The organism is Vibrio sp. 2134-1 (assembly GCF_033339495.1).
On the sequence record NZ_JAWOUS010000001.1, the window covers coordinates 239,619 to 262,269 of the forward strand.

Annotated in this window: 24 protein-coding genes; 10 read left to right on the forward strand and 14 right to left on the reverse strand. The window is 44.5% G+C overall.

The genetic code is table 11. The features are described 5' to 3' along the window. Positions 1-31: 31 nt before the first annotated feature. The 13 genes from R7R78_RS01110 to R7R78_RS01170 form a co-directional block, all read right to left on the reverse strand. Positions 32-430 (reverse strand): VOC family protein, encoded by a 399-nt coding sequence (locus tag R7R78_RS01110; RefSeq protein ID WP_017820909.1) that lies wholly within the window; start codon positions 428-430, stop codon positions 32-34. Between the two features lie 205 nt (positions 431-635). Then, positions 636-1,274: a hypothetical protein gene (locus R7R78_RS01115; protein ID WP_054865570.1), complete on the reverse strand. Its 639-nt coding sequence runs from the start codon at positions 1,272-1,274 to the stop codon at positions 636-638. 126 nt (positions 1,275-1,400) lie between these two features. Continuing rightward, positions 1,401-1,850, reverse strand: a complete 450-nt coding sequence (locus tag R7R78_RS01120) for a nuclear transport factor 2 family protein (protein WP_225472846.1) — start codon at positions 1,848-1,850, stop codon at positions 1,401-1,403. Between the two features lie 163 nt (positions 1,851-2,013). Next, positions 2,014-2,403 carry a lysozyme inhibitor LprI family protein gene (locus R7R78_RS01125; protein ID WP_065274430.1) on the reverse strand — a complete coding sequence of 130 codons (390 nt, stop codon included), beginning with the start codon at positions 2,401-2,403 and terminating at the stop codon, positions 2,014-2,016. Between the two features lie 404 nt (positions 2,404-2,807). Then, positions 2,808-3,059, reverse strand: a complete 252-nt coding sequence (locus R7R78_RS01130; protein ID WP_005377824.1) for a TIGR03643 family protein — start codon at positions 3,057-3,059, stop codon at positions 2,808-2,810. Between the two features lie 98 nt (positions 3,060-3,157). Beyond that, entirely contained in the window at positions 3,158-3,658 is a 501-nt protein-coding gene (locus R7R78_RS01135) for a GNAT family N-acetyltransferase (RefSeq protein ID WP_053306918.1), read from the reverse strand. Between the two features lie 150 nt (positions 3,659-3,808). Next, on the reverse strand, positions 3,809-4,189 hold the full coding sequence (locus R7R78_RS01140; protein WP_138939935.1) for a hypothetical protein: 381 nt from the start codon (positions 4,187-4,189) through the stop codon (positions 3,809-3,811). A 153-nt stretch (positions 4,190-4,342) separates the two neighbouring features. Beyond that, entirely contained in the window at positions 4,343-4,747 is a 405-nt protein-coding gene (locus R7R78_RS01145; RefSeq protein WP_017633973.1) for a DUF1801 domain-containing protein, read from the reverse strand. 141 nt (positions 4,748-4,888) lie between these two features. After that, positions 4,889-5,221: a YnfA family protein gene (locus R7R78_RS01150; RefSeq protein WP_005377819.1), complete on the reverse strand. Its 333-nt coding sequence runs from the start codon at positions 5,219-5,221 to the stop codon at positions 4,889-4,891. A 64-nt stretch (positions 5,222-5,285) separates the two neighbouring features. Then, positions 5,286-5,753, reverse strand: coding sequence for an Sbal_3080 family lipoprotein (locus R7R78_RS01155; RefSeq protein WP_005385757.1), 468 nt, complete (start codon positions 5,751-5,753; stop codon positions 5,286-5,288). A gap of 418 nt (positions 5,754-6,171) precedes the next feature. Continuing rightward, a complete protein-coding gene (locus tag R7R78_RS01160) occupies positions 6,172-6,855 on the reverse strand; it encodes a DUF4336 domain-containing protein (protein WP_186584308.1) in 684 nt (227 codons plus the stop codon). A 249-nt stretch (positions 6,856-7,104) separates the two neighbouring features. Then, positions 7,105-8,580 (reverse strand): Na+/H+ antiporter NhaC family protein, encoded by a 1,476-nt coding sequence (locus R7R78_RS01165; protein ID WP_054576461.1) that lies wholly within the window; start codon positions 8,578-8,580, stop codon positions 7,105-7,107. A gap of 18 nt (positions 8,581-8,598) precedes the next feature. Further along, the gene (locus tag R7R78_RS01170) at positions 8,599-9,942 is read right to left on the reverse strand and encodes a glutamine synthetase family protein (RefSeq protein WP_005377815.1); all 1,344 of its coding nucleotides are present in this window, start codon (positions 9,940-9,942) and stop codon (positions 8,599-8,601) included. A gap of 340 nt (positions 9,943-10,282) precedes the next feature. Between R7R78_RS01170 and R7R78_RS01175 the strand changes: the two genes are divergently transcribed. The 9 genes from R7R78_RS01175 (at position 10,283) to R7R78_RS01215 (ending at position 21,029) form a co-directional block, all read left to right on the forward strand. Next, positions 10,283-11,029 carry a gamma-glutamyl-gamma-aminobutyrate hydrolase family protein gene (locus R7R78_RS01175; RefSeq protein WP_169628436.1) on the forward strand — a complete coding sequence of 249 codons (747 nt, stop codon included), beginning with the start codon at positions 10,283-10,285 and terminating at the stop codon, positions 11,027-11,029. Between the two features lie 18 nt (positions 11,030-11,047). After that, positions 11,048-11,605: an HTH-type transcriptional regulator PuuR gene (puuR, locus tag R7R78_RS01180; RefSeq protein WP_225472847.1), complete on the forward strand. Its 558-nt coding sequence runs from the start codon at positions 11,048-11,050 to the stop codon at positions 11,603-11,605. Positions 11,606-11,640: 35 nt separating this feature from the next. Continuing rightward, positions 11,641-13,125, forward strand: coding sequence for an aldehyde dehydrogenase (locus R7R78_RS01185; protein ID WP_225472848.1), 1,485 nt, complete (start codon positions 11,641-11,643; stop codon positions 13,123-13,125). 37 nt (positions 13,126-13,162) lie between these two features. Next, positions 13,163-14,440, forward strand: a complete 1,278-nt coding sequence (locus R7R78_RS01190; RefSeq protein WP_031852232.1) for an NAD(P)/FAD-dependent oxidoreductase — start codon at positions 13,163-13,165, stop codon at positions 14,438-14,440. Positions 14,441-14,457: 17 nt separating this feature from the next. Continuing rightward, positions 14,458-15,324 (forward strand): N-carbamoylputrescine amidase, encoded by an 867-nt coding sequence (gene aguB, locus R7R78_RS01195; RefSeq protein WP_225472849.1) that lies wholly within the window; start codon positions 14,458-14,460, stop codon positions 15,322-15,324. Between the two features lie 12 nt (positions 15,325-15,336). Beyond that, positions 15,337-16,419, forward strand: coding sequence for an agmatine deiminase (gene aguA, locus R7R78_RS01200; RefSeq protein WP_225472850.1), 1,083 nt, complete (start codon positions 15,337-15,339; stop codon positions 16,417-16,419). Between the two features lie 54 nt (positions 16,420-16,473). Then, positions 16,474-17,901 carry an NAD-dependent succinate-semialdehyde dehydrogenase gene (locus tag R7R78_RS01205; protein ID WP_225472851.1) on the forward strand — a complete coding sequence of 476 codons (1,428 nt, stop codon included), beginning with the start codon at positions 16,474-16,476 and terminating at the stop codon, positions 17,899-17,901. A 14-nt stretch (positions 17,902-17,915) separates the two neighbouring features. Then, entirely contained in the window at positions 17,916-19,187 is a 1,272-nt protein-coding gene (gene gabT, locus R7R78_RS01210; RefSeq protein ID WP_225472852.1) for a 4-aminobutyrate--2-oxoglutarate transaminase, read from the forward strand. A gap of 519 nt (positions 19,188-19,706) precedes the next feature. Continuing rightward, positions 19,707-21,029, forward strand: a complete 1,323-nt coding sequence (locus tag R7R78_RS01215; RefSeq protein ID WP_225472854.1) for an EAL domain-containing protein — start codon at positions 19,707-19,709, stop codon at positions 21,027-21,029. A gap of 132 nt (positions 21,030-21,161) precedes the next feature. Here R7R78_RS01215 and R7R78_RS01220 read toward each other — a convergent pair whose 3' ends face one another. Beyond that, a complete protein-coding gene (locus R7R78_RS01220) occupies positions 21,162-22,049 on the reverse strand; it encodes a DMT family transporter (RefSeq protein ID WP_064353868.1) in 888 nt (295 codons plus the stop codon). A 110-nt stretch (positions 22,050-22,159) separates the two neighbouring features. Between R7R78_RS01220 and R7R78_RS01225 the strand changes: the two genes are divergently transcribed. After that, positions 22,160-22,642 carry a MarR family winged helix-turn-helix transcriptional regulator gene (locus R7R78_RS01225; protein ID WP_005377802.1) on the forward strand — a complete coding sequence of 161 codons (483 nt, stop codon included), beginning with the start codon at positions 22,160-22,162 and terminating at the stop codon, positions 22,640-22,642. Positions 22,643-22,651 lie beyond the last annotated feature (9 nt).

Below are 22,651 nucleotides of genomic sequence, written 5' to 3' on the forward strand. Positions count from 1 at the left end.
ATCCCTATTATAAAACTTTGTTATGTTTGTTTTATGAGCCCGCCCAGAAAAACTCAACCCTAATACCACTTGGGTCGTAACACATTAAATGTTTTGCGGGTCCTGTTTTAACAAGCTCGGGACCAAACTCAATTTCGATTCCCGACGCCATAAATTGATCACGCAACTCATCGAGTTGCTTCTCAGTCTCTACCAGTAAAGCTAAGTGATGCAAACCAATATTCGTTTTTCTGTCAAATGGAGTGGCGGCATCAGCCTTAGCCGCCCATAGTGTAAGCATGATATGCCCATCACTCACAAATATTGCCGGGTAGTCTGGATTTCTTTTTACTTCACTCCAACCTAATTGTTCAGTGAAAAACTTCGCGCTTGCTTCTAGGTTAGATACGGTTAAACCTACGTGGTGTATGCCTTTTGTTAACACAGTCACTTTGTTTCCTTACTCGTTTTAATGGCTATCAAACAAAGATAACTCGATAAAAAGTAAGCATCAATACACATATATTGATTAACTTCGTCAATCTATTCGAATACGGTAATCCAACTGGAAACATAACATTGTAAACAAGAAACCCAATCTTGAACTAAAAATTAAACTTAGAGTTCATTCTTAAGTGCTGTATTAATCAAATACATTAATAGCCATAATATTTAAGCCAGCCTATAGGGCATATCATTCCATTAAAGGTTTGAATGTTCTTATTCAAGCTAACGTCTTCCAATTTGTAACAGTGAACAACATTACTAGTCGAAGTAGATGCTGGTGTTGAATACGTCACAGGTTTAGAAGCGTTTGCTTTATGTATTTCATGTGCTCGCTGCTGGTTTATCGCCACTTGATTCTTGTGATTGTTAACTTCTCGCAACCCAGATTCTAAGGGTAGGTGCCAATCCTTACATGTTGTTCCTAAACCATCATTCTGAGACTGATATTCTGATAACGCTACACGAGCTTCATTTACAGACTGATCGATATCGGACTGATCGACTAGCCAAGTAGAAAAAGAATAGTTAATGGCCTCTCGATAGTTTACGGATTGCTCTAAGCTATAAGCATCGGAGTGAAAACAGGCCTCTACCACTGCCCATTGAGTCGATAGGTTTGATAATACGTTTTCAGGTATAGGCTGAAGCTGGCTTTGCGTAGACTGGCAACCGGTTAGAAGAAAAGGGACAGGGAGTAGTTTTAGAAAAAATTTTTGGTTCATTTTAATTTTAAAATTAGTGCAATCTTTTTCATTATCATAATACAGGACGATTGAAGAAAGTAGCATTTCTATCAGTAAGGGAATATAGCTAACGCACTGATAAGGTGTGAGTAAAGCGATATCAAAGCCCTTAACACACCTTAACTACGAATACTACCGCATAACAAAGATGCTATGCGGTAGCGGTAGTATTCAGGCTTGAACAGTTTGTCGCACGTTGCTCTCGCCTGACAGCACGGAAATTCTCTCAAAATCTCGACTCGGGAAGTCAGGGTCTACGTACACAAACATACGACTTATCATTTTTCCTTCAAACTCAAATACACTACAAAAACGCCCTGTGGAAACTTTGTTGTCCGGCCAAGAGGTACCATCACTCATTACGCCGCCTTCCTGTCCTTCAACAATGACCTTGTTTCCAGCAGTCGTTATTTGAAAGCCGTCTATGTCGTGCCAGATACTAATCAACGAGCCACCAATCCTATTGCCAAACTCCACTAAGGCACTCTTTCCTTTCGCTTGCCCAAATTTAGGAAAGAAAAAATCAACATCCTCTGAGAATAGATCCAGATAGCTAGGATCACCGGCATCTATTTTCTCGAAATACTTAACTACTAGCCCAACTAAATCGTCTTTTTCCATAATTATTTCACACCCATATTAGCTTTACGCACAACGCAGGGTTAAGTAGTAAGCGGAGCGACCACTCAACCTGAACGTTTGCATCTTAAACACCGAGTACATTTAAACTGAAATTGCCAAGAGTTGCGAATCTTATTGAAGTGCTTTGTTAGATGTAATCCGTTTAGCCTACGTATACTCCATTGAAGTACTCGACGCGTTCTAACGTCATTCTTAACTTACACTCTTCAATCTGGACACCTTGCCAGGGTGAGGGTGTGGAAGACAGGCCCGTAAATTCACATTCGGCGTCTCTGTATTTTAGCCAAGCTCTTTGGGCCTTTCGAAATGGCTCTACCAGTTCGGTCTGAGACCATGTTTTCCTTAGTGCTTTTTCTTCCTCACCTATTCTAGCGATTGCTTCCTTGTAACTTTCGTTAAGCTCTTTATCTGCAGATTCCATCTTCTTTTCTACACACTGATAACCAGCCATAACGCCCCCGCCTTTTACTTTGCAGGGATCTTCAACATCATCAGAAGCCAAGCAAGGTAAAGAAACCAACGCAAACATCATAAGTAATTTGTTCAAAATTGCCTCCAAGCTCCGAGTGCTTGTTAAACCGTTATCCGCTATTTTTCCTTTTTAATCATGCAGCTTTTTATCTGTGCCTTCAAAGATAAAATAGAAGGTTAGTGATTCTAGTGCCTAAACAGAAGGTAAAAGAGATTGATACACGGATTAAATGACGCCTTAATCTGAGTTACTTTTAGTGGGCGTTTTGTATCAATCTTTTCTGTGGAATCATTAGTTTGATGGCGACTGAGGACGTTAAGATGACTCCCATTGAATTTATTATCGCCCTGAAACACCTAGGTTGAATTAAGTGGTGACTATTCCCCTCCAATCATGAAGTTGGTTCAAAGGTAGGGCGATAAATGTTGCGATTCGTAATAAAAATTTATGCCAAGTGCAGTTCGCTATCGCGGCTTATATTGAGTTGGGCAATAACCTCTAATGATGTCTGAGTTTCGTAGCTTGTTGTGTTTTGTATTGCGCCCCGAAACCCTTTTACGCCACAATTTAAAGCTACTTGATTTGAGCCGGCTACGCATAAACTGAATCACGTCGGATTCATTCAAACCAAATTGAAATTCGATAGCCTCAAATGGGGTGCGGTCTTCCCATGCCATTTCTATTATTCTTGACTCAGTTTCCGAGGTCAGTTTCATTTCAAATAACCTATTTTAGAAAAGAGATTTCTACGACGGAAATTGAGTCTTGGTTCAAATGTTCTTATATGCGTGCTTAGTGTTTAGCGACTTAACACCTACAAAAACTTCTCAATGAGGACTTCGTCTACGTATTTCCCACGAACTTTTGCATGCTTCTTCGCGGTCCCTACGATTTCGAAGCCTTGTTTGAGATAGGCTGATAACGCTCGCTCATTATCGCCGCGAACGTACGCAAATAGTTTTTCGTAACCCTTTTGTTTGGCTACTTCGAATGTCGATTTGAAAAGCTGTTTAGACACACCTTGGCCACGAGCACCGTCACTAACAAACGTACCAATTATGCCAACATGGTCAAAAGCTTTTGTATATTGTGCAAATGGCTCGATATTTTGGAAACCTATGACTTGTGAGCTATTTTCGGATAAAGCGACTGTAAACACGCCCCGTTCTGGGAAATGAGTAATGAACTCTTTTTCTTCTTCAGGTGTGAAAGGCGTATCTAATACAGTGTATAAACCTTCAATAATGATGGGGTTGAGGACGTTTGTAATGCCTTCAGCATCACCTAAAGTTACCTGACGTACAATTAAATTCATGCCACTTAGCTCCTATTAAAATTAGGGCTGCTTTGTACATGAGTTGGAGACTTGCGGCAACAAGTAACGTCATTAAGTCGTAAAGAATATACCTATTACACTTAAACGGCGGTTAATAGTGCTGATTGTTACTTTAGTATTTCTGATATATCACTTTTTAAGTGACGGCTTAACTTCTACAGAATATTTCCACATCACGATCCCGTTTTCTACAAGATCATAACTCGCGCTTTGACCCTCGGAGTTGAGCACAAATACCGGCATTTCCATCCTTGACGTAGAGCCATCTTGGTTGCATGACATGGTAGCTTCAAGCTGTATACTATTTTTGCTCGGTTCTGAAAGGGTCCCTAAGTACGTGCAGCCGTCGACAAAACTGGTTTTGCTTTTTCCTTTAGAGGATATTTCAAAAGTCGGAAAAATGAATGTTGATTGAGGCTCTGTTACTACCACATTGACTTGATAGTTCGTCGCTGAAAAAGCATTGAAATGAGCTCCAAGCATAAGTAAGAACAAGATTTTTGATTTCATAAACTCTTCTTTATTTCGATATTACTAGTTTGGTTACGGCGCTATTAACGTGACCACTTAATCTAAAACTTTACTGCGGAAGCATTAAAAAGGATACAAAGGTAGAGTAGTTGAATATGGTTAATCGGCCGTAAATAGTTTTATTAAGCGATCTTACATACCTAAAAGAGGTAAGTTCTTTCGCTTTTGATAGGTTAATGCTAATTCTAAACAGGTCTTGATTGAAGCTTCTGGCAAAGGTGCTGATAAAGATAGAATTATTGCTCGATTACCCTGAAACTCAAGTGAGTCACTATACAGTTCGCGGAATGTGTCGACGAGCTTAGTTTGGCAATTAAAGAACAGATAATAACGACTAGGCGTTTTCTGTTTCCAATCCATCCTTACCGGGCTACCTGTTTTCACACTGTAGCTTGGCTCTCCCCATTTTAGAGATTCTTCAACTTCCCCCAGTTTTAATTCAGAAGCGATAGTTAAGACGATATTTCGTAGCTCTTCTATCCGAATACGCACATGTTTTGGATACTCATCAAATCTTGCCTTCACTGCATGGTTCATTAGTATCTCCTATAAATAGCGCTGTTTTGGGGTGAAGCCCAAGCGTACTTTGGCTATGTAGCAATTACGTCATAATGTTATTAATCAATAAATCTAGCACATAGCCAAAATACTAAGCGTAAGGGTTTCCCTCGGTTACGTTTAGGATGCTCTGGGTGAAAACATGATGATTGACATGCCAAGCATAGCGACAGAAACCCCCACTATGTCCCAGAGCGTTGGTCGAACGCCGTCGATACACCACAACCATAGAATTGCGACAAAAATATAGACACCACCGTAAGCGGCATAAACTCTGCCAGTTGCGGTAGGATGTAAAGATAGAAGCCAAGCAAACATAGCAAGGCATAGCGCTGCTGGTACCAAAAGCCAAACTGACTTATCTTCCTTTAACCAGAGATAAGGTAAGTAGCAGCCTAATATTTCTGCAATGGCGGTTATAAAGAAAAGCCCAATGGTTTTGACTTCAGTCACTTAAACATTCCTATCTTTCTCTACAAATATATGATGCTTGTTAAATGGGCAATTGTTCGGCTCATTACATTTCGCCCAGCTTAATCTTGGATTGAGCCTCACTCACGGTTTGTTTACCGAATAACAGATCCATCATCGAAATGATTCGTTTGTTGTCTTTACCCCATTTATCTGGATTCGCGCTGTTTGGTGCTTTAAATTCAACTTGTCCTACTTTTTCGTTATTTTTGTAGGCTTTGATCTGAGCATCAGCGATAAATGTTCTAAAATCCCAGCTCCAGCGTGATACGTAAGTAAGTGTTAGCTCAGAGCTAACAGGAGGCGTGCCGTCGCTTACGACTGTGCATTTATGGGCGGTATCCAAACACCAGTCTTGCATCGAATCTAAGAAAACATCTCGCGTGGCGTTGTCTTTTACGATGGTGATTTCCTTGCTCTGATTTTCTTTCGAGATTGTTTCTACCGTATACTTTGGTGCCGCACATGCAGCTAATAGAATAGGCAAGCTTAGAATGATGAGTTTTTTGTGCATCTTATGTCTCTTTTTTTTAAATTTATATATTCAAACAACTTCAAGATACTGAGTTCAACGAGAATAACTAACAAGCATGGCAACTGTTATTAACAAAACCTTTAGAGTAGAAGGGTTTGTTTCGGGAGTATGCCAATGTCTCGATGCAAAATAATTAGTAAGAGATTGCTATTGCGTTATGTTAACTCTTGAACTTATGTCCGTATCAATGTCCAGAATTCTTCGCATTGAAGTTTTTGAAGTGCAATTCTAACGGAATTTTAAATTGCTGCATAATGCTCAATTAAGAGGAATAGGGGAGCTTATCGTTAAACATAACGTGTAGTGCTGTAAATTCGTCCCTAAGACTAAGCTAAAAGGGCCTAATGTTTTAAAATAGCTTCTTGTCTATTCTGTTGTGTGAGTTTTCAATGTTGTCTCATACTAGCCACTTAAAAGAGCGCTGTAAGAACTCGTCTGCATTATCAAGGACGATTTCACCGTGAGCCATAACCAATATATTAGGTTTCCAAGACAGCAATTTATTTAAGTGTTTTCGAGCCTCTTGTTTGCTAAACATAAAACTTAGGCGCCAATCCAAAGGCATTTTTCCATTCGGAGCAAGAATACCGGCCCCTTTAGCCACAAACCGCTGCCAGTAGTTAAAGTCCTGGCCAGAAAAATTCTCGACGAGGTCAGTAACAATTAAGGTCTTTGAAAGTCGATGATAAAACACACACTCTTCCATTAATGGAGAGCCAGAAAATAGTTCTTGTTCAACCTCAGAGTTCCAAGCATTACCGCCTTGGTTAAGTGAAGCGTGAAAGTGTATATCACGGCACTTCTTAATGACTTCATCTGTGCCATAAACTTCTGCGCTAGGATAGGCAAATACCCATTCAGATAAGAACAAGTGGTGTAAATGATTAGGAGCGATTAAGTATTTCACTTGGCCTAGATTGTTGATTTGCTCTCTAATCGAATTTGATAACTTAATTGGACTATGAACCCAAAGGCCACCATCAGAAAGCCTAACAATAGTCATACGAGTGGTGTATGGGAGTCCTAAGAATTGGACGGGATCTCCGTCAAATATCCATATCTCATGGGCTAACTTTTTCATGTCTCTCCAACCGTTAACACTGTATTAAGGCGGCATTTTAGTTACTCAAAAGCTGCCTTGCTGCACAATAAACGCTTCGCTAAGCGTAAACCAAAAATATTAGGTTTACCAAACCCTTATTGAGTGCAGTTGTATATCTTTGAGTATTTTTATACTGAACGGGCGTAAAGTAGTTTTAAGAGGATCATTTGACTTGATAGAACAAAACCCCGCTATTTTTGAGCAGGGTTTTGCAATTAGATAAAGGGGCTAACCGATGATGAAGAAGAAAATCGCGGTTGCAACAATACCAATCAACGCATAAGGAAACTGTGTGGTTGCGTGTTGCATTGCTGTACAGCCTGAACCTTGTGCAGATAACACGGTTGAGTCACTAAAGAAACAAGAGTGGCTCCCTGCCGCTGATGCTGAAAGCAGCGCTGCAACGGTTAAGTGTAGAGGCACACCAAGCTGTTCGCCCAAAGGTAGAACAATTGGCATCGCTACTGCAAACGTTCCCCAAGACGATGCCGTTGCAAATACCAACGCGCCCGTAATCATAAAGATAATCGCAGGGAAGTAAGACGCTGACAGGTAAGGGCTGACGGTCTCAATGACATACTGCGTGACGCCCAATGAGTCGTTGACCGATTTCAACATGAAACCACCAATAACGGTCGCAAGCGGCAGTAGCATAACTTTAATGCCATCATAAACAGCTTCGAACATGTCGTTCATCGAGATCAGTTTTTGTGCGCCGTAAAAGCTAATAGTAAAGATTAACGCGACGAAAACACCAGCAAGTAGATCGATACCAAAATACCAACTTGCGGCAACAAGTACGATCATTGGTAACAAGAAGTTGACAAGGCCCATGGTTGGGTTGGTATGTGCAGATACATCGGGACCAAAGTCGACATCTGTTGCACCGTCTGGACGAACTTGACCATTCTTCGCACGCTTTTCTGCCTTTTTCATCGCGCCTAGATCTGGGACCTTTTCCATTGCAACCAGCAAAACAATCACCAGCGTTACCCAGCCGTAAGCCATGTATGGAATAGCTTCAATGTATGCTTTGATACCATCTCCCGCTTCTGCTACTCCGTTTGCTTCTAGCAAAGAACTGAAGAAAATTGCCCAAGTGGAAATTGGTACGAGGATACAGATAGGTGCGGCGGTTGAATCCACAAGATATGAGAGCTTTTCACGCGAGATTTGGTAGCCGTCCGTAACTTTTTTCATTGAGGAAGAAATTGCAATCGCATTCAAATAATCGTCGATAAAGATCAGAATACCTAACGCAAAGGTCATCAGCATCGATTGCTTACGGCTTTTTACTTTCGTGACCAGCATGTCGGAGAAGCTTAAGATACTGCCGCCTTTCTCCAAAATAGCAATTAGGCCGCCCATCAAACCACAAACGAGGATGATCCAGGCGATAGTTTCATCCATCATTACACTCATGGAAATATCAACAATCTGTTCCACCGCTTCAGTTGGGTTAAGCAGAAGAACACCGGCAATAGCGCCGCTAAAGAGGGCTTCCACAGTTCGGTGTGTTGTCAGCGCAAAGACCAATACCAACGCCGTTGGTAAAAGACTCATCCATCCGTAGGCTTCGCCTTCCTCATGGTTCAAACCGATTGTGGTAAAAAAGACAAACGTCGCAACCGAGATTAAAGAAACAATAATGTGTTGAGAGTTGATTTTAAGAGGCGCATCCAGCGCCTTGGTCTGCGTAGTCATAAAGTTCATTTCCTTTGTTTATGCCGAGTGCAACATCCAGTCGATTTCCAATGGAGTAATCGCTCGCTCAAATTCTGCGAGTTCACTCTGTTTGCAAGCTAGATACAAATCGATAAAGTCTCTTGAGATGTATTGAGCTAGCTCACTGTGCTCCAGTCGCTCTAGAGCTTCTGACATACGCAGAGGTAACTCAATTGCATCATCACTGAGAGTCGGTGGACATTGATCTTTGGTGTAGCTTTCACTCGCTAATACTGCGGAAAGTACTACTGCAGCGAGAATGTATGGGTTAACGTCAGCGCCTGCTATACGATGCTCTATACGGCGATTTTTGCTATCGCTGATAGGCACACGCAACGCAACACCGCGGTGGTTTTCTCCCCAATCGGCTTTGGTTGGGACGTAAGCGCCAGGAACAAAGCGACGGTAAGAGTTAACGTTAGGACAGATTAGGGCCATGGCATCGGATGTTTGTGACAGCATCGCTGCCATGGTTTGATAGAAGAAGGCGCTCGCTTGACCGTCTGATTGGCTAAAGTGGTTGTTACCATCTGTATCAACCAAGCTGAGATGAATGTGCATGCCATTACCCGCTTGCTCACTAAAAGGTTTCGCCATAAATGTGGCGTCAAATCCGTGCTGATGAGCGACCTGGCGAATCAAGCGTTTTGCGATGATGATTTCATCACATGCTCGAAGTACATCTTTAGAATGGTTGAAGTTGATTTCGAACTGCCCTGGTGCCGATTCAGATAGGGCTCCGGAAGTGTTTAAACCTTGTTCTAATGCAATTCGATTAAGGTCGGCCAAGAAATCAGCGTAGTCATCTAGTCCATCAAGGTCGTAAACCTCGGTATCTTTTTCTCGAGTTTTTTTCGTGGGGTTAATTGCCGTTAATGGTTCGCCATTTTCGCCGCGGGTTTTGTCTATTAAATAGAACTCCAGCTCGAGCGCGACACAAGGATATTGGTCTTTAGCATGCAGTGTTTGCAATATAGAAGCGAGAATGTTTCGGATGAACAGTGGGTTAGGGTGCTGCCCGGTTTCATCCATCATACTAAGCAGTAGCTGACCAACTTGTTCTTTTGCCGTCGGCATTAAGGTGCCGCTGATTGGATAGCAGAGATTATCTGGTTCTCCGAGATCTTCTCCCAACCCGGCCGTTTCAACGACGTTACCTTTGGTATCTAGGGTGATGGTCGAAAGGGGGAGGGCAACACCTTTATTCAGTTTTTCTAGAGCATCTATCGGGATGCGTTTTCCTCTTGGGGTGGCATTTATATCGGTAAAGATGAGATCGATAAATTCAATATCGGGCCATTTTTGTTTAAAATTTTGTACTTCCTGTAGATACGATTCCATTTTCTTCTCCAAATAGCCTGACGAGTAGAAATTAGAAATAACCAAATTAACAAATAAATTACAGTACTCTGAGCGAGTTGTTTGTTTTTTAGGTTATTTTTAATTTAAACATGCACTTAAACTGTGTTTTTGATGTTTAACGGCTGGTTCTTATGTCTTTCTGTTAACTATTTTGTAACAGTTGGTTTTGTTTTGTTCAATATAATGAGCATAAATATTCAGTTTTGAAGCCTAAAAAGTGCGTCAGATCACGTTGTGACGATAATAATGGTCATCTGTGTTGATAATTTTGTACATGGTTTGTAGGGTTTGTGTTAAATAAATTGAACATGGACATATCATGGCAGATACACACAAACCCATCATTGGTGTGGTTAGCTGCGCTAAAGAGTTGGGTGGCTATCAGATACAAGCGGTCAACGACTTTTACCTTCGCGCCATAAAGGATTTTGGAGGGCTACCGATTATGTTGGCTCCCGACATGTCGGGCAATGACGTAACCACCATCCTAGACATATGTGATGGTTTTCTTTTTCCTGGCAGCCACTCTAACGTTGCGCCACATCGATACAATGCAACGCACGAAGAGAGCTACAAAGATGAAGCTCGTGATGAGCTCTCATTCACGTTAATTCGTCATGCGGTTGACCAAAACATTCCGTGCCTTGGTATTTGCCGTGGCTTTCAAGAGATGAATGTCGCACTCGGTGGCTCGTTAAACCCAGCCGTTCATGACTCCGGCTTCAATGACCATCGTGAAGCGCCTGTTGAAGATTTCGAACAAAAATACGCGCCAGCACACGCTGTGCTAGTTCAAAAACAGAGCTTATTTGAACAATGGCTGGTGCAAAATCATTGGGAAAACACCACCTTCTTTGAAGTGAACACACTACACAACCAAGGCGTCGATCAGCTTGCTCCTCTCTTACAAGTAGAAGCTAAAGCCCCGGATGGCTTGGTAGAAGCATTTAGTCTTCCTAATCAAAAATTTTTCGTTGGCGTGCAGTGGCACCCAGAATGGGAAGCAAAAACCAATCATTTCTCTCAAATTTTGTTCAATGAATTTATGATGGCTACCTCTCGTTAAACGTTTGGAGCTGTATGAATGGACAATCAAGAGATTGGTAAAAATATTGTTCAGTTACGAAAAAAACATGGATTGTCACAAAGGGAACTAGCCGAGCGCGCTGGTATTACCCACAGTGCAATCTCATCCATTGAAAATGGCAAAGTGAGCCCGTCGGTCAGCTCACTACAAAAAATCGTTAATGTATTTTCTTTATCGTTATCAGAGTTTTTCACTTTTGAACAACCTTCGAACGATGAAGTGAAAGTAGTCATCAAGCCGTCAGATCTTGTGGAAATCGGGAGCGAGACGGTGTCCATGAAACTGGTAACGAATGGCGACAAAGATCAAGTCATCGGATTCTTGATCGAGGAATACGCACCTTATGGAACCACTGGTGCGGCAGAAATCAAACACGAAGGCGAAGAGATTGGCACCGTATTAGAGGGTGAAATCACTCTGGAATATAAAGGGCAATCTCATGTCATAACAGTGGGCGAGTCGTACATTATTGATACGACGAAGCCCCATCGATTTACAAATCACACAGACAAGGCTTGTCGAATGATAAGTGCGCATACGCCAACCACATTTTAGTGGGGGCTTGCCTTGTGTGATCACAAGGAGAGCGTATGAAAACCCAAGAGCAATGGATTGAGCTAAAAAACAATCTAAACATCGAAAACAGGGCGTACATTAACGGTGAATACAGTGCCGCTTTAACAGGGCAAACCATCCCGGTAGTTAACCCAGCAACAGACGAGATATTCACCGAAATCGCCCGTTGCCAAAGTGAAGATGTCGACCTCGCGGTATCATACGCTCGCCAAGCATTTCAATCTGGTATCTGGAGTGAAAGCAGCCCAGCTCATCGCAAAGCAGTGCTTAAACAGTTAGCTGAGCTGATTGAGCAACACCAAGAAGAGTTAGCACTATTAGAAACTCTCGATACTGGTAAACCTATCTCTCACAGCTTCTCTACCGATATTCCTGGCGCAGCAAACTCTTTACGCTGGTACGCCGAAGCGATCGACAAAGTGTACGGTGAAGTTGCCCCAACGGAAAAAGACGTACACGCTTTTATTTCTCATCAGCCAATTGGCGTGGTTGCCGCGGTTGTGCCGTGGAACTTCCCACTTTGGCTCGCGTGTTGGAAGCTTGGCCCTGCTTTAGCGGCTGGTAACAGCGTGATTCTAAAACCGTCAGAAAAATCTTCTCTCACCGCGATATTCCTAGGTCAACTTGCTTCTCAAGCGGGTTTGCCAACAGGCGTTTTCCAAGTCGTTACGGGGTTTGGTCATGAAGCTGGCGACGCGCTGGCGAAACACCAAGACGTAGACTGCATCGCCTTCACTGGCTCGACGCGCATTGCAGGTCAACTGATGGTCAGCTCGGGTGAGAGCAACCTAAAGCGTGTGTTTGCAGAAGCAGGCGGCAAGAACGCGAACATCGTGTTTGAAGATTGTGATGATTTAGACCGCGCAGCAGCAGAAACCGCTGCAGGGTGTTTCTACAATCAAGGTGAGGTGTGCGTCGCGGCAACCCGCCTGCTTGTTCACGAAAGCGTCAAAGATCAGTTCATAGAAAAAGTTATTCAAGCGTCGAAAGCGTTCACGCCAAAAGACCCAATGGACCCAAGTTCATCCATGGGTGCGCTTATCGACCAAGATCATAAATCAAAAGTGTTGGAATACATCTCGTTAGGTGAATCAGAAGGTGCAAACGTGCGTTGTGGCGGCGATGTCGATGGACAGGGCGCTTTTGTTTCCCCAACCATTTTAGACAACGTCGACAACAAGATGCGTGTCGCCCAAGAGGAAATTTTTGGTCCAGTGCTATGTGTCATTCCATTCAAAGACGAAGCGCAAGCAATTGAGATCGCTAACGATTCGAAGTATGGCTTAGGTGCTGCACTTTGGAGTAGCAATATCAACCGTGTTCATCGCGTAGCAAAACGACTGCAAGCCGGCTCGGTTTGGGTCAACAACTACAACGAAGGTGACATGACGGTCCCATTTGGCGGATTCAAAATGAGCGGAAATGGTCGAGACAAGTCTCTACACGCAATTGAAAAATTCACCGAAACCAAAACCACTTGGATTCGCCTCCATTCTTAAGCCTGCTGACGATTACGATAAATAAAGGAATAGTTCTATGAACAAGCATACGGATTCGTTCTACGCGCACTCTGTGCCAAACATGCCGGAATACCCACAACTGCAAGACAACATCGAGTGCGATGTGTGTGTAGTCGGTGCGGGATTCTCTGGTCTTTCTTCTGCACTACACCTAGCGGAAAAAGGTTTTAAAGTTGTTGTGTTAGAGAGCGCAAAAGTGGGCTTTGGAGCAACTGGTCGTAACGGTGGCCAAATCGTTAACAGCTACAGCCGAGATGTTGACGTGATTGAAAGCCGTTACGACCAAAACCAAGCCAAAGCTCTGTGCGACATGATTTTTGAAGGCGGCGATATCATCCGTGGTCTGATCGACAAATACGACATCAACTGTGATTACAAGCAAGGTGGCTTGTTCACGGCACTGAACAGTAAACAACTCAAAGGGCTAGAAGAACATAAGAAGAACTGGGAGCGTTACGGAAACGACCAACTGACTCTGCTTGACGCAGGAGAGGTAGAACAAGCGGTAGGTACGAAAGTATACACTGGCGGTTTGCTGGATATGCGCGGTGGTCATATTCACCCGCTTAAACTGGCATTAGGTGAAGCCGCTGCGTTCATTTCTCTAGGTGGTCAAATCTTTGAGCAGTCGGCGGTCGTGTCGATTGATAAAGGGATGAACCCAGTAGTTAAAACTGCGCAAGGCAGCGTGAAGAGCAAGTACGTGGTACTGGCAGGTAACGCCTACCTTGGTGGTTTGGCACCAAACATCAGCAACAAAGCGATCCCGTGCGGCACACAAGTGGTGGCGACTCAGCCTTTGAGTGATGAGCAGCTAAAACAAGTGCTGACCAGTGACTACTGCGTTGAAGACTGTAACTACTTGCTTGACTACTTCCGCTTAACCGCTGACAAGCGTTTGCTGTTCGGAGGCGGCGTGGTTTACGGCGCACGTGACCCAGAAAACATCGAAGCACTGATCCGTCCGAAGATGGAAAAAGTCTTCCCACAATTGAAAGGCATTAAGATCGATTACACCTGGACGGGTAACTTCTTGCTGACTTACTCACGCATGCCGCAATTTGGCTCGTTTGCAGACAACATTTACTACCTCCAAGGCTACAGCGGTCACGGTGTAACGTGTACTCATCTAGCAGGCAAGTTGTTGGCAGAAGCATTGACCGGACACGCTGAACGTTTCGATGCGTTTGCTGCACTGAAACATTACTCCTTCCCAGGTGGCCGCCACTTCCAAATTCCGTTTACGGCAATGGGTGCGGCTTACTACAACCTACGTGACAAACTGGCGATTTAAGAGATAAGGAATATCCAATGAGCAAAGTAGTGAAATTTGCAGCCCTTCAACTGACGAAAAGCTGGAATCTAGAAGACAACTTAGCCAAAGCAAAAAAGGCGATCCGTGAAGCAGCACAAAACGGTGCGAACGTGATTCTTCCGCAAGAGCTGTTCGCTGCGCCTTACTTCTGCAAAAAACAAGAAGCAAAGTATTTCGAGCTTGCGGAAGAAACGGAGAATTGCCGTCTCATTAAAGAGATGAGCGCTCTGGCGAAAGAACTCGGCGTGGTTATTCCTGTTAGCTACTTTGAAAAAGCGGGCAACACGTTTTTTAACTCGCTAGTAATGATAGATGCCGATGGCACGGTACTAGATAACTACCGCAAGTCACACATTCCTGACGGTCCGGGCTACAGTGAAAAGTACTACTTTAGCCCTGGCGATACCGGTTTCAAAGTGTGGCAAACCAAGTTCGGTAAGTTCGGTGCTGGCATTTGCTGGGACCAATGGTTTCCAGAGCTTGCACGCAGCTTGGCTCTGCACGGCGCGGAAGCGATTTTTTACCCAACTGCAATCGGTTCTGAGCCTCAAGATCCGACACTGGATTCACGTGACCACTGGCAACGTACAATGCAAGGTCACTCGGCAGCAAACCTCGTTCCAGTGATTGCGTCAAACCGAGTGGGCACTGAAGTCGATGATGGTATCGAGACGACGTTCTACGGCTCTTCTTTTATCACTGACCACACTGGTGCAAAAATTGCCGAAGCACCGCGTGAAGGTGAAACCATCATTTACGCAGAAATCGACCTCGCTACGACAGCGAAAGCGCGTCACGCGTGGGGCTTGTTCCGCGACCGTCGTCCAGACCTTTACACCAGCGTTGGCAAACTAGCCGTTTAAAGAGGCGTTAAAATGAAGTTATCGACAACACCAGCGCAGGATGGCTTCTATTTTCCGGCTGAGTTTCAGCCGGTTAGTGAAGTTTGGCTAGCGTGGCCAGAAAGGAAAGACAATTGGCGTGATGACGCATTACCCGCGCAAGAAACCTTTGCCAGAATCGCGAACTTAATCGCGGAAGTGACCAAGGTGTGCGTGGCGGTATGCTCGCACAACTTTGACCGAGCGCGTCAAATGCTCCACTCAGACGTACGTTTGGTGGAAATCCCATTTAACGATGCGTGGATGCGCGATATTGGACCGACCGTGCTTGTGAATCAGGCGGGCGAGCGCCGTGGGATTAGTTGGCAATTCAACGCGTGGGGCGGCGAATACAACGGGCTTTACGATAACTGGCAGCAGGACGATCTTGTCGCTGGCTCGGTATGCGACATCATCGGTATTGATCATTACCGTGCTCCGTTTGTACTTGAAGGAGGGGCGATTCACACCGATGGTGAAGGCACCCTTTACACCACAGAAGAGTGCTTACTCAGTCCGGGGCGAAATCCGCAATTGAGTAAAGCGCAAATCGAAGAGCAGTTAAAGGCGTACCTCGGTATCGAAAAAGTCATTTGGTTGCCAAATGGTTTATTCAATGACGAAACAGACGGCCATATCGACAACCTAATGCACGTTATCGCACCGGGTAAAGTGGTACTAAGTTGGACCGATGACCCAAGCGATCCGCAATACGCGTTATCTCGTCAAGCGGAACAAGTACTGAAATCTCAGCACGATGCGAAAGGACGCGATATTGAAATTGTCCGTTTGCCATTACCGGGTCCGTTGCATTACAGCGAGCGCGAAGCCAATGGTATCGACGCCAGTTCAGGAATGAGTCGACAAGCTGGCGAACGCCTAAGTGCCTCTTATGCGAACTTTCTTATCGTCAACGAGCATGTGTTCTTGCCGATGCTGGACGAAGAGACCGACGCTATGGCGATCGATATTTTGCAAAACGCGATGCCGGAATACCAAATCATCGCGATACCGTCGAGAGAGGTTCTACTCGGCGGAGGGAACATTCACTGTATTACGCAGCAGATCCCTGCTTAAACATAAACTCGCCGCTGGCTTAGCGGCGATGATGAGTTGTCAAAAGGAATGACCATGCAACAGATACAAAACCAAAGCCTTGTTTCGTTTATGGTAGCGAATCCACAACAGGGCATTGCAGTGACTAATCCGGCGACCGGAGAACTCCTCGGGTACGCACCAGGCTCAACCGAAAACGACATTTTAAATGGCATTGAACGTGCCAGTGTGGCGCAGAAAAAGTGGGCGGCACTGCCAGCAAAAACGCGCGCTGGCATGCTCAATCGTTGGTTCCAACTTCTGTTAGAAAACAAAGCCGACCTTGGCCGCTTAATGACGTTAGAGCAAGGTAAGCCGCTGGCTGAAGCTCAAGGTGAAGTGCTTTACGGCGCGAGTTTTATCGAATGGTTTGCTGAAGAAGCGAAACGTACCTACGGTGAGACGATTCCTGCCCCAAGTGCGGACAAGCGTTTGGTTACCATCAAACAGCCAATTGGTGTCGCCTGTGCGATTACACCGTGGAACTTCCCAATTGCGATGATCACGCGCAAAGCAGGGCCAGCTTTAGCGGCCGGTTGTAGCTTTGTCGTAAAACCATCTGAATCTACGCCGCTGTCTGCGTTTGCGGTCGCAGAGCTTGCCTATCAAGCGGGTATCCCTCGCGATGTGCTGCAAGTGGTTCTGGGTGAAAATTCACGTCAGGTAGGCGCTATTTTCACTTCGCATCCGTTGATTCGTAAGTTGTCTTTCACTGGCTCTACCCAAGTTGGTAGTGTGCTGATGCAGCAAAGCGCGGCGGACATTAAACGTACCTCAATGGAGCTCGGTGGCAACGCGCCGTTTATCGTATTCGATGATGCCGACATTGATGCAGCCGTGGCGGGTGCGATGGCGTCGAAGTTCCGTAACGCAGGCCAAACGTGTGTTTGTGCGAACCGTTTCTATGTACACAGCAAAGTGTATGACGAATTCGTTGCTAAGTTTGACGCTGCGGTTCAGCAGCTCAAAGTAGGTAACGGATTGGAAGAGGGGGTCAACATTGGTCCAGTGATCAGCGAGTCAGCGAAGCAAGGCATTCAAGCGTTGATCGATGGTGCTATCGAGCAAGGCGCGAAGCCGGTTTCAGAACTTAAAAAGCTCGATGGTCTATTTATGCAGCCAGTGGTTCTCAAAGACGTTACTCACGACATGAAGATTGTTTGCGAGGAAATCTTTGGCCCTGTCGCGCCAGTGATTCGTTTTGACAGCGACGAACAGCTGATCGAAATGGCGAACGACACCATCTACGGTCTCGCGTCGTACTTCTACAGCCAAAACATTCACCGTGTTTGGAAAATCGCAGAAGCGCTCGAATACGGCATGGTCGGCATTAACGAAGGTATGCTCTCTACTGAAGTGGCTCCTTTCGGTGGTGTTAAGCAGTCCGGTATCGGACGTGAAGGAGCAAAACAAGGTATCGATGAATACATGGACGTGAAATATCTCTGCTTTGGCGGCAACTAATTAAGGACAAAACAATGACAAACCAACAACTACACGAAAGAAGAAGCCAAGTTATCGCTCAAGGCATGGGCGCACTGTACCCACTTTACGTCGAGAAAGCAGAAAACGCTTACGTATGGGATATCGAAGGCAACAAATACATCGACTTTGCAGCGGGTATCGCGGTGACTAACACCGGGCATTCTCACAAGCGCATTAGCGAAGCGGTAAAAGCTCAGCTGGACAACTTCTCACACACGTGTGCGATGGTTACGCCATACGCGTCATTCGTAGAGCTGGCTGAAAAGCTGACAGAACTTGCACCAGGTGAGACTAAGAAGAAAGCGATCTTTCTAACCACTGGCGCCGAGGCGGTCGAAAATGCCGTAAAAGTGGCACGCGCTCATACAGGCCGTAGCGGCGTGATAGCGTTTAAAGGCGGCTTTCACGGTCGCACAAACATGACGATGGGGTTAACTGGTAAAGTTGCGCCGTACAAAGCGGGCTTTGGTCCTTTCCCGAACGAAATCTACCACGCGCCTTACCCAAATGCGTTTCACGGCATCAGCGTTGAGCAAAGCTTACAAGCGATCGACGATCTATTTGCTTGTGATATTGAACCATCACGTGTTGCGGCGATCATCTTCGAGCCAGTACAAGGTGAGGGCGGCTTCTACAAAGCACCTGAAGCGTTTGCACAAGGCTTGCGTCAGCTGTGTGACAAGCACGGTATCATGCTGATTGCGGATGAGATCCAAACGGGTTTTGCCCGTACCGGTAAAATGTTTGCGACGGAGCACCTAGGCATTGAACCCGATCTAATGACAATGGCGAAAGGCATTGCTGGTGGTTTCCCAATCTCAGCTGTTGTTGGGAAAGCGGATGTGATGGATTCTGCACTACCTGGTGGTTTAGGTGGCACTTATGCGGGCTCGCCACTCGGTTGTGTTGCTGGTCTTGAAGTGCTGAAAATCATCGAAGAAGAAGATTTGTGCGCTAAAGCGATTGGCATCGGTGAAGTGGTCAATGCACGTATGACCAAACTGCAACAATCTGTGCCTGCTATTGGTGAAATCCGTACCACGGGTGCGATGATGGCGATTGAATTTACTGACCCAGAATCAGGTAAGCCGCTACAAGAGATGACCAAATCGGTGATTTCTAAAGCGCAAGAAAATGGCCTTATTCTGCTTTCTTGTGGAGTAAAAGCGAACGTGATTCGTCTGTTACCTCCACTGACCATCGAATCTGACGTACTGAACGAAGGCTTAGATAAGTTGGAAAAAGTGATTCTTGAAGTGGCGTAATTCACGCGCTTTTAAATAGCAATAACAAATCAAGGAAGCGGTTGGCATCAATCGTTTCCTTTTTGTTTTTTAGCGTATCTGCTGCCTATCTAAAAAGTATTGCTCAAGATCCAAGTCGTCACTTTTATTACGGATGACTTAACAATTGGGCTCGTTCTTACTTTCCACTTAGTCGCTACTTTGTTCTCCTCGAATGTGGTTTGGTGCTTGCATTCTAAATCCCGACATCTGAAAGCCACTTGAGTCTATAATTTTATTGAGCGTCATTCCTCACTTTTTGGACTATAAAAATGAGATAGTATTCATATCCCACTTAGGTTGCTTGTCAGATTAGTAGGACGAACTTTGATAACAAAGAATACAAGGTATGCCATTTTACTCGGCTTAGTTCCCATCGCCATATTTGTAGTGGCCTTTCATTCGATAACCAACTTTTACGTCAACTCGGTAAAAGCGTCGAAAATAGATGCTTACGTAGAATATTTAAATCAAAGGTCTGCCTATTTGGACAGAGCAATAGTGAAGCAGATTGCTCAGTTAGATTTTACTTGTAGTGATAGTGATGTAAGAACTTTACGCGACCCACGTTTTTATAACCGTTACATTCGTTTTATTGCGATGACCACAGAAGGCGGAAAAACGTGTTCCACGGTTGGTAGTGAAGTGTCTCGCCCATCTAGTAGTGAACGATTTCAGATGGATGAGAACTTTTTCGCATCACTCATTTTGCCGCAACAGAATGACCAAATAGAGTGGATGGTCATTTATGATAATGAACACGTTGAAGTCTTCTGGGTACTTGATAACAGTTGGGTTAACGAGGTAATAAAAACGCCTTGCAAAGACTGCCTATTTGTAGAGTTTAAGTATGATGAACCAATATTTGGTGATTTAACGATAAGCCGTGGCAAAGCGAATATTGCAGGAGAAGAAAACGCACTGTCAAAAGAGTTTTTCTTTTCAGGAGAGTCTCAAGCCAACATGCTCATCAAGATATTCAGCGGTGAAAAACTTAAAAATTATGCTCAGGAAAGAGTACTTTTGTGGGGCGGTCTTGTAAGTGTGCTTGCTGGTCTTGTGACTGCCTTTGCATACATATCTGGTAAAAGCTTGAGAAAATCCATTACAGGTCTAATTGAAAATGGGATTAGTAATGCAGAATTTATTCCTTACTACCAGGCGATTGTCGATAGTCGCGATGGTAAGACAGTAGGATATGAAGCTCTGATTCGATGGTCGCGACGTGATGGAATGGTGCCACCAAATATGTTTATTGGTGCTGCAGAAGAAAGTGGCCTGATTATCCCGATGACCAATCAGCTTATTCGTAAAATCATACAAGACTTAAGTGACTTACCCGAGCATACGTGGGTCAGCATCAATATTGTTTCCTCCCATTTAGAGTCAGGTGTATTAACGAAGTTGCTGTCGGAGTTAAATTGGCCAATCTCTAATAGAATTCATTTTGAATTGACCGAGAGAATACCAGTAAAAGACACTGAGGCCGCGAAAAAAGAGATTTTGTATTTAACGAATAAAGGCTACAAGTTCAAAATTGACGATTTTGGTACCGGATATGGTGGCTTTTCTTATCTACAAGACTTGGGCATCCGATGTCTAAAAGTGGATAAGATGTTCATTGATCCAATAGGATCTGACGACCAAAAATTGAAAGTGCTGGACTCAATTGTGTCTGCAGCGAACAAAGCGGAATGTGAGATGATTGCAGAAGGTGTAGAGAGCCAGGATCAAGTCGAATACCTGGCTCAGCATGCGATTTACCTTATTCAAGGTTATGTTTACGCTAGACCAGAGCCCCTGACTAACCTTGCAAGTGCTTAATAGCCATAACGTCATAACATCCCGCTTTAAAGGTGCCAGTTGCCTAGGTTAGCGCTGATTTCTGCTGGTAGGCTCACACTTGAGGATTCCTAACACTCTCATTACTCCTAGAGTGTTAGGAATTAACGTTACTTAGGAGGAGAGTGCGGCTCTTTTCGTTTTGATTGACGTAATGAGCTGAGGTAGTAATGACATTACGATCATTCCTAGCATTAAGCTGTATTGCAGAGGAGTGAACGTTTCCCCCAATAGCAGTAGGCCCGAAACAATGCCTGCGACTGGGTTTGCAATACCACCAAAGGTAAAATCTACGACCGACATCCGCTGTAATAACCATACATACATGCCATACCCTAATGCGGTGTTCAGAATAATTACCCACAGTAACCCTAGAATATTCGTCATGGATACGTCCTGAACGACCGTAACATATGGCTCTGGATTGTTTATCGCCAGCACACTTGTTGCGATAGACATAATCACGCCACCCAAAATGAGCTGCCATGTTAGCACTGTCCACCAGTGCATTTTTGTACCTAGTGACTTTGTTACGCTACTTCCTATCACGATGCACATAATGGCGGAGATCATCGCAAGTAAGCCCACGGGTTCGAGAGAAATAGAGCTAGGATCAAATAAGAACCAAGCTAAAGCAATCAAAGTTGCGCCGCTTATCGCTTGAATGCCACTAGGCTGACGTTTGTAGACCGCCCAACCAAACAGCATCGCAAAAACGGGGACCGAAACCATACCAACACCAGAGATGGCAGAAGGAAGCGTCAACGCCATGACAAAAATGAGACCAAAGAAGCAAGCGATGTTGATGGTTCCTAAAACAAGCAGCACTTTCCACTCACTTCTTTTTGGAAACGAGGGCTTTATTGCCAGCAACAAAAGACCCGCAGGCAGTGCCCTTAGAGCGCCAAGTAAAACGGGAGGCCAGTCCGGTAGAGTAAACTGAGTAACAGCGTAAGTCGTCCCCCAAAAAAAGGCAGGAATCATCGCAAGTAAAATGTTCATGTTAAATATCTTTATGTAGAGATAATTAAATGTAACGATATCGGCAAGGTGGCTTTTTGTAAAGTATCTTTATGTTAAAATAAAAAATATATGATGTTTGGAGAGAAATAATGGATGCAATTGATAGAGTGGTAGAGCAGTGGGCTAGGGAGAAGCCAGACCTCGACACTGAACCGATGGCAATAATGGGTCGACTAATGCGAATTGCAAAACACATGGAATCTAGGGTCGCCGAGCTACATAAGAAGTACGATCTGAAAATGGGTGAATTTGATGTGTTAGCGACACTGCGTCGAGCTGGTTCACCATATTGTCTTACTCCCTCAGCGTTAATAGAGTCGATGATGCTCACTTCGGGTGCGATGACTAATCGCTTAGATAAACTAGAGAAGAAAGGGTTTATTACCAGAACCCATAGTAAAGAAGACCGACGTAGCGTCACCGTTGAACTAACAGGGCAAGGCTTAACCTTAATTGACAAGCTAATTTTGGAGCATGTAGACGTTCAGCAATCGTTATTGCATGGTTTAGAAGGCAATGAAAAAGAGCAGGTTAACCAGGCGTTAAAATTGCTATTGCCACAATTTGAATGAGAACGCAGA

What these genes read in the sequence shown, in the direction of transcription:
- R7R78_RS01205 (WP_225472851.1), top strand. Translation starts at nt 16,474, where the DNA reads ATGCAACAGATACAAAACCAAAGCCTTGTTTCGTTTATGGTAGCGAAT.
- R7R78_RS01185 (WP_225472848.1), top strand. Translation starts at nt 11,641, where the DNA reads ATGAAAACCCAAGAGCAATGGATTGAGCTAAAAAACAATCTAAACATC.
- gabT (WP_225472852.1), top strand. Translation starts at nt 17,916, where the DNA reads ATGACAAACCAACAACTACACGAAAGAAGAAGCCAAGTTATCGCTCAA.
- R7R78_RS01165 (WP_054576461.1), bottom strand. Translation starts at nt 8,580, where the DNA reads ATGACTACGCAGACCAAGGCGCTGGATGCGCCTCTTAAAATCAACTCT.
- R7R78_RS01155 (WP_005385757.1), bottom strand. Translation starts at nt 5,753, where the DNA reads ATGCACAAAAAACTCATCATTCTAAGCTTGCCTATTCTATTAGCTGCA.
- R7R78_RS01120 (WP_225472846.1), bottom strand. Translation starts at nt 1,850, where the DNA reads ATGGAAAAAGACGATTTAGTTGGGCTAGTAGTTAAGTATTTCGAGAAA.
- R7R78_RS01140 (WP_138939935.1), bottom strand. Translation starts at nt 4,189, where the DNA reads ATGAAATCAAAAATCTTGTTCTTACTTATGCTTGGAGCTCATTTCAAT.
- aguB (WP_225472849.1), top strand. Translation starts at nt 14,458, where the DNA reads ATGAGCAAAGTAGTGAAATTTGCAGCCCTTCAACTGACGAAAAGCTGG.
- puuR (WP_225472847.1), top strand. Translation starts at nt 11,048, where the DNA reads ATGGACAATCAAGAGATTGGTAAAAATATTGTTCAGTTACGAAAAAAA.
- R7R78_RS01220 (WP_064353868.1), bottom strand. Translation starts at nt 22,049, where the DNA reads ATGAACATTTTACTTGCGATGATTCCTGCCTTTTTTTGGGGGACGACT.
- aguA (WP_225472850.1), top strand. Translation starts at nt 15,337, where the DNA reads ATGAAGTTATCGACAACACCAGCGCAGGATGGCTTCTATTTTCCGGCT.
- R7R78_RS01190 (WP_031852232.1), top strand. Translation starts at nt 13,163, where the DNA reads ATGAACAAGCATACGGATTCGTTCTACGCGCACTCTGTGCCAAACATG.
- R7R78_RS01115 (WP_054865570.1), bottom strand. Translation starts at nt 1,274, where the DNA reads ATGCTACTTTCTTCAATCGTCCTGTATTATGATAATGAAAAAGATTGC.
- R7R78_RS01145 (WP_017633973.1), bottom strand. Translation starts at nt 4,747, where the DNA reads ATGAACCATGCAGTGAAGGCAAGATTTGATGAGTATCCAAAACATGTG.
- R7R78_RS01160 (WP_186584308.1), bottom strand. Translation starts at nt 6,855, where the DNA reads ATGAAAAAGTTAGCCCATGAGATATGGATATTTGACGGAGATCCCGTC.
- R7R78_RS01225 (WP_005377802.1), top strand. Translation starts at nt 22,160, where the DNA reads ATGGATGCAATTGATAGAGTGGTAGAGCAGTGGGCTAGGGAGAAGCCA.
- R7R78_RS01170 (WP_005377815.1), bottom strand. Translation starts at nt 9,942, where the DNA reads ATGGAATCGTATCTACAGGAAGTACAAAATTTTAAACAAAAATGGCCC.
- R7R78_RS01135 (WP_053306918.1), bottom strand. Translation starts at nt 3,658, where the DNA reads ATGAATTTAATTGTACGTCAGGTAACTTTAGGTGATGCTGAAGGCATT.
- R7R78_RS01175 (WP_169628436.1), top strand. Translation starts at nt 10,283, where the DNA reads ATGGCAGATACACACAAACCCATCATTGGTGTGGTTAGCTGCGCTAAA.
- R7R78_RS01125 (WP_065274430.1), bottom strand. Translation starts at nt 2,403, where the DNA reads ATGATGTTTGCGTTGGTTTCTTTACCTTGCTTGGCTTCTGATGATGTT.
- R7R78_RS01130 (WP_005377824.1), bottom strand. Translation starts at nt 3,059, where the DNA reads ATGAAACTGACCTCGGAAACTGAGTCAAGAATAATAGAAATGGCATGG.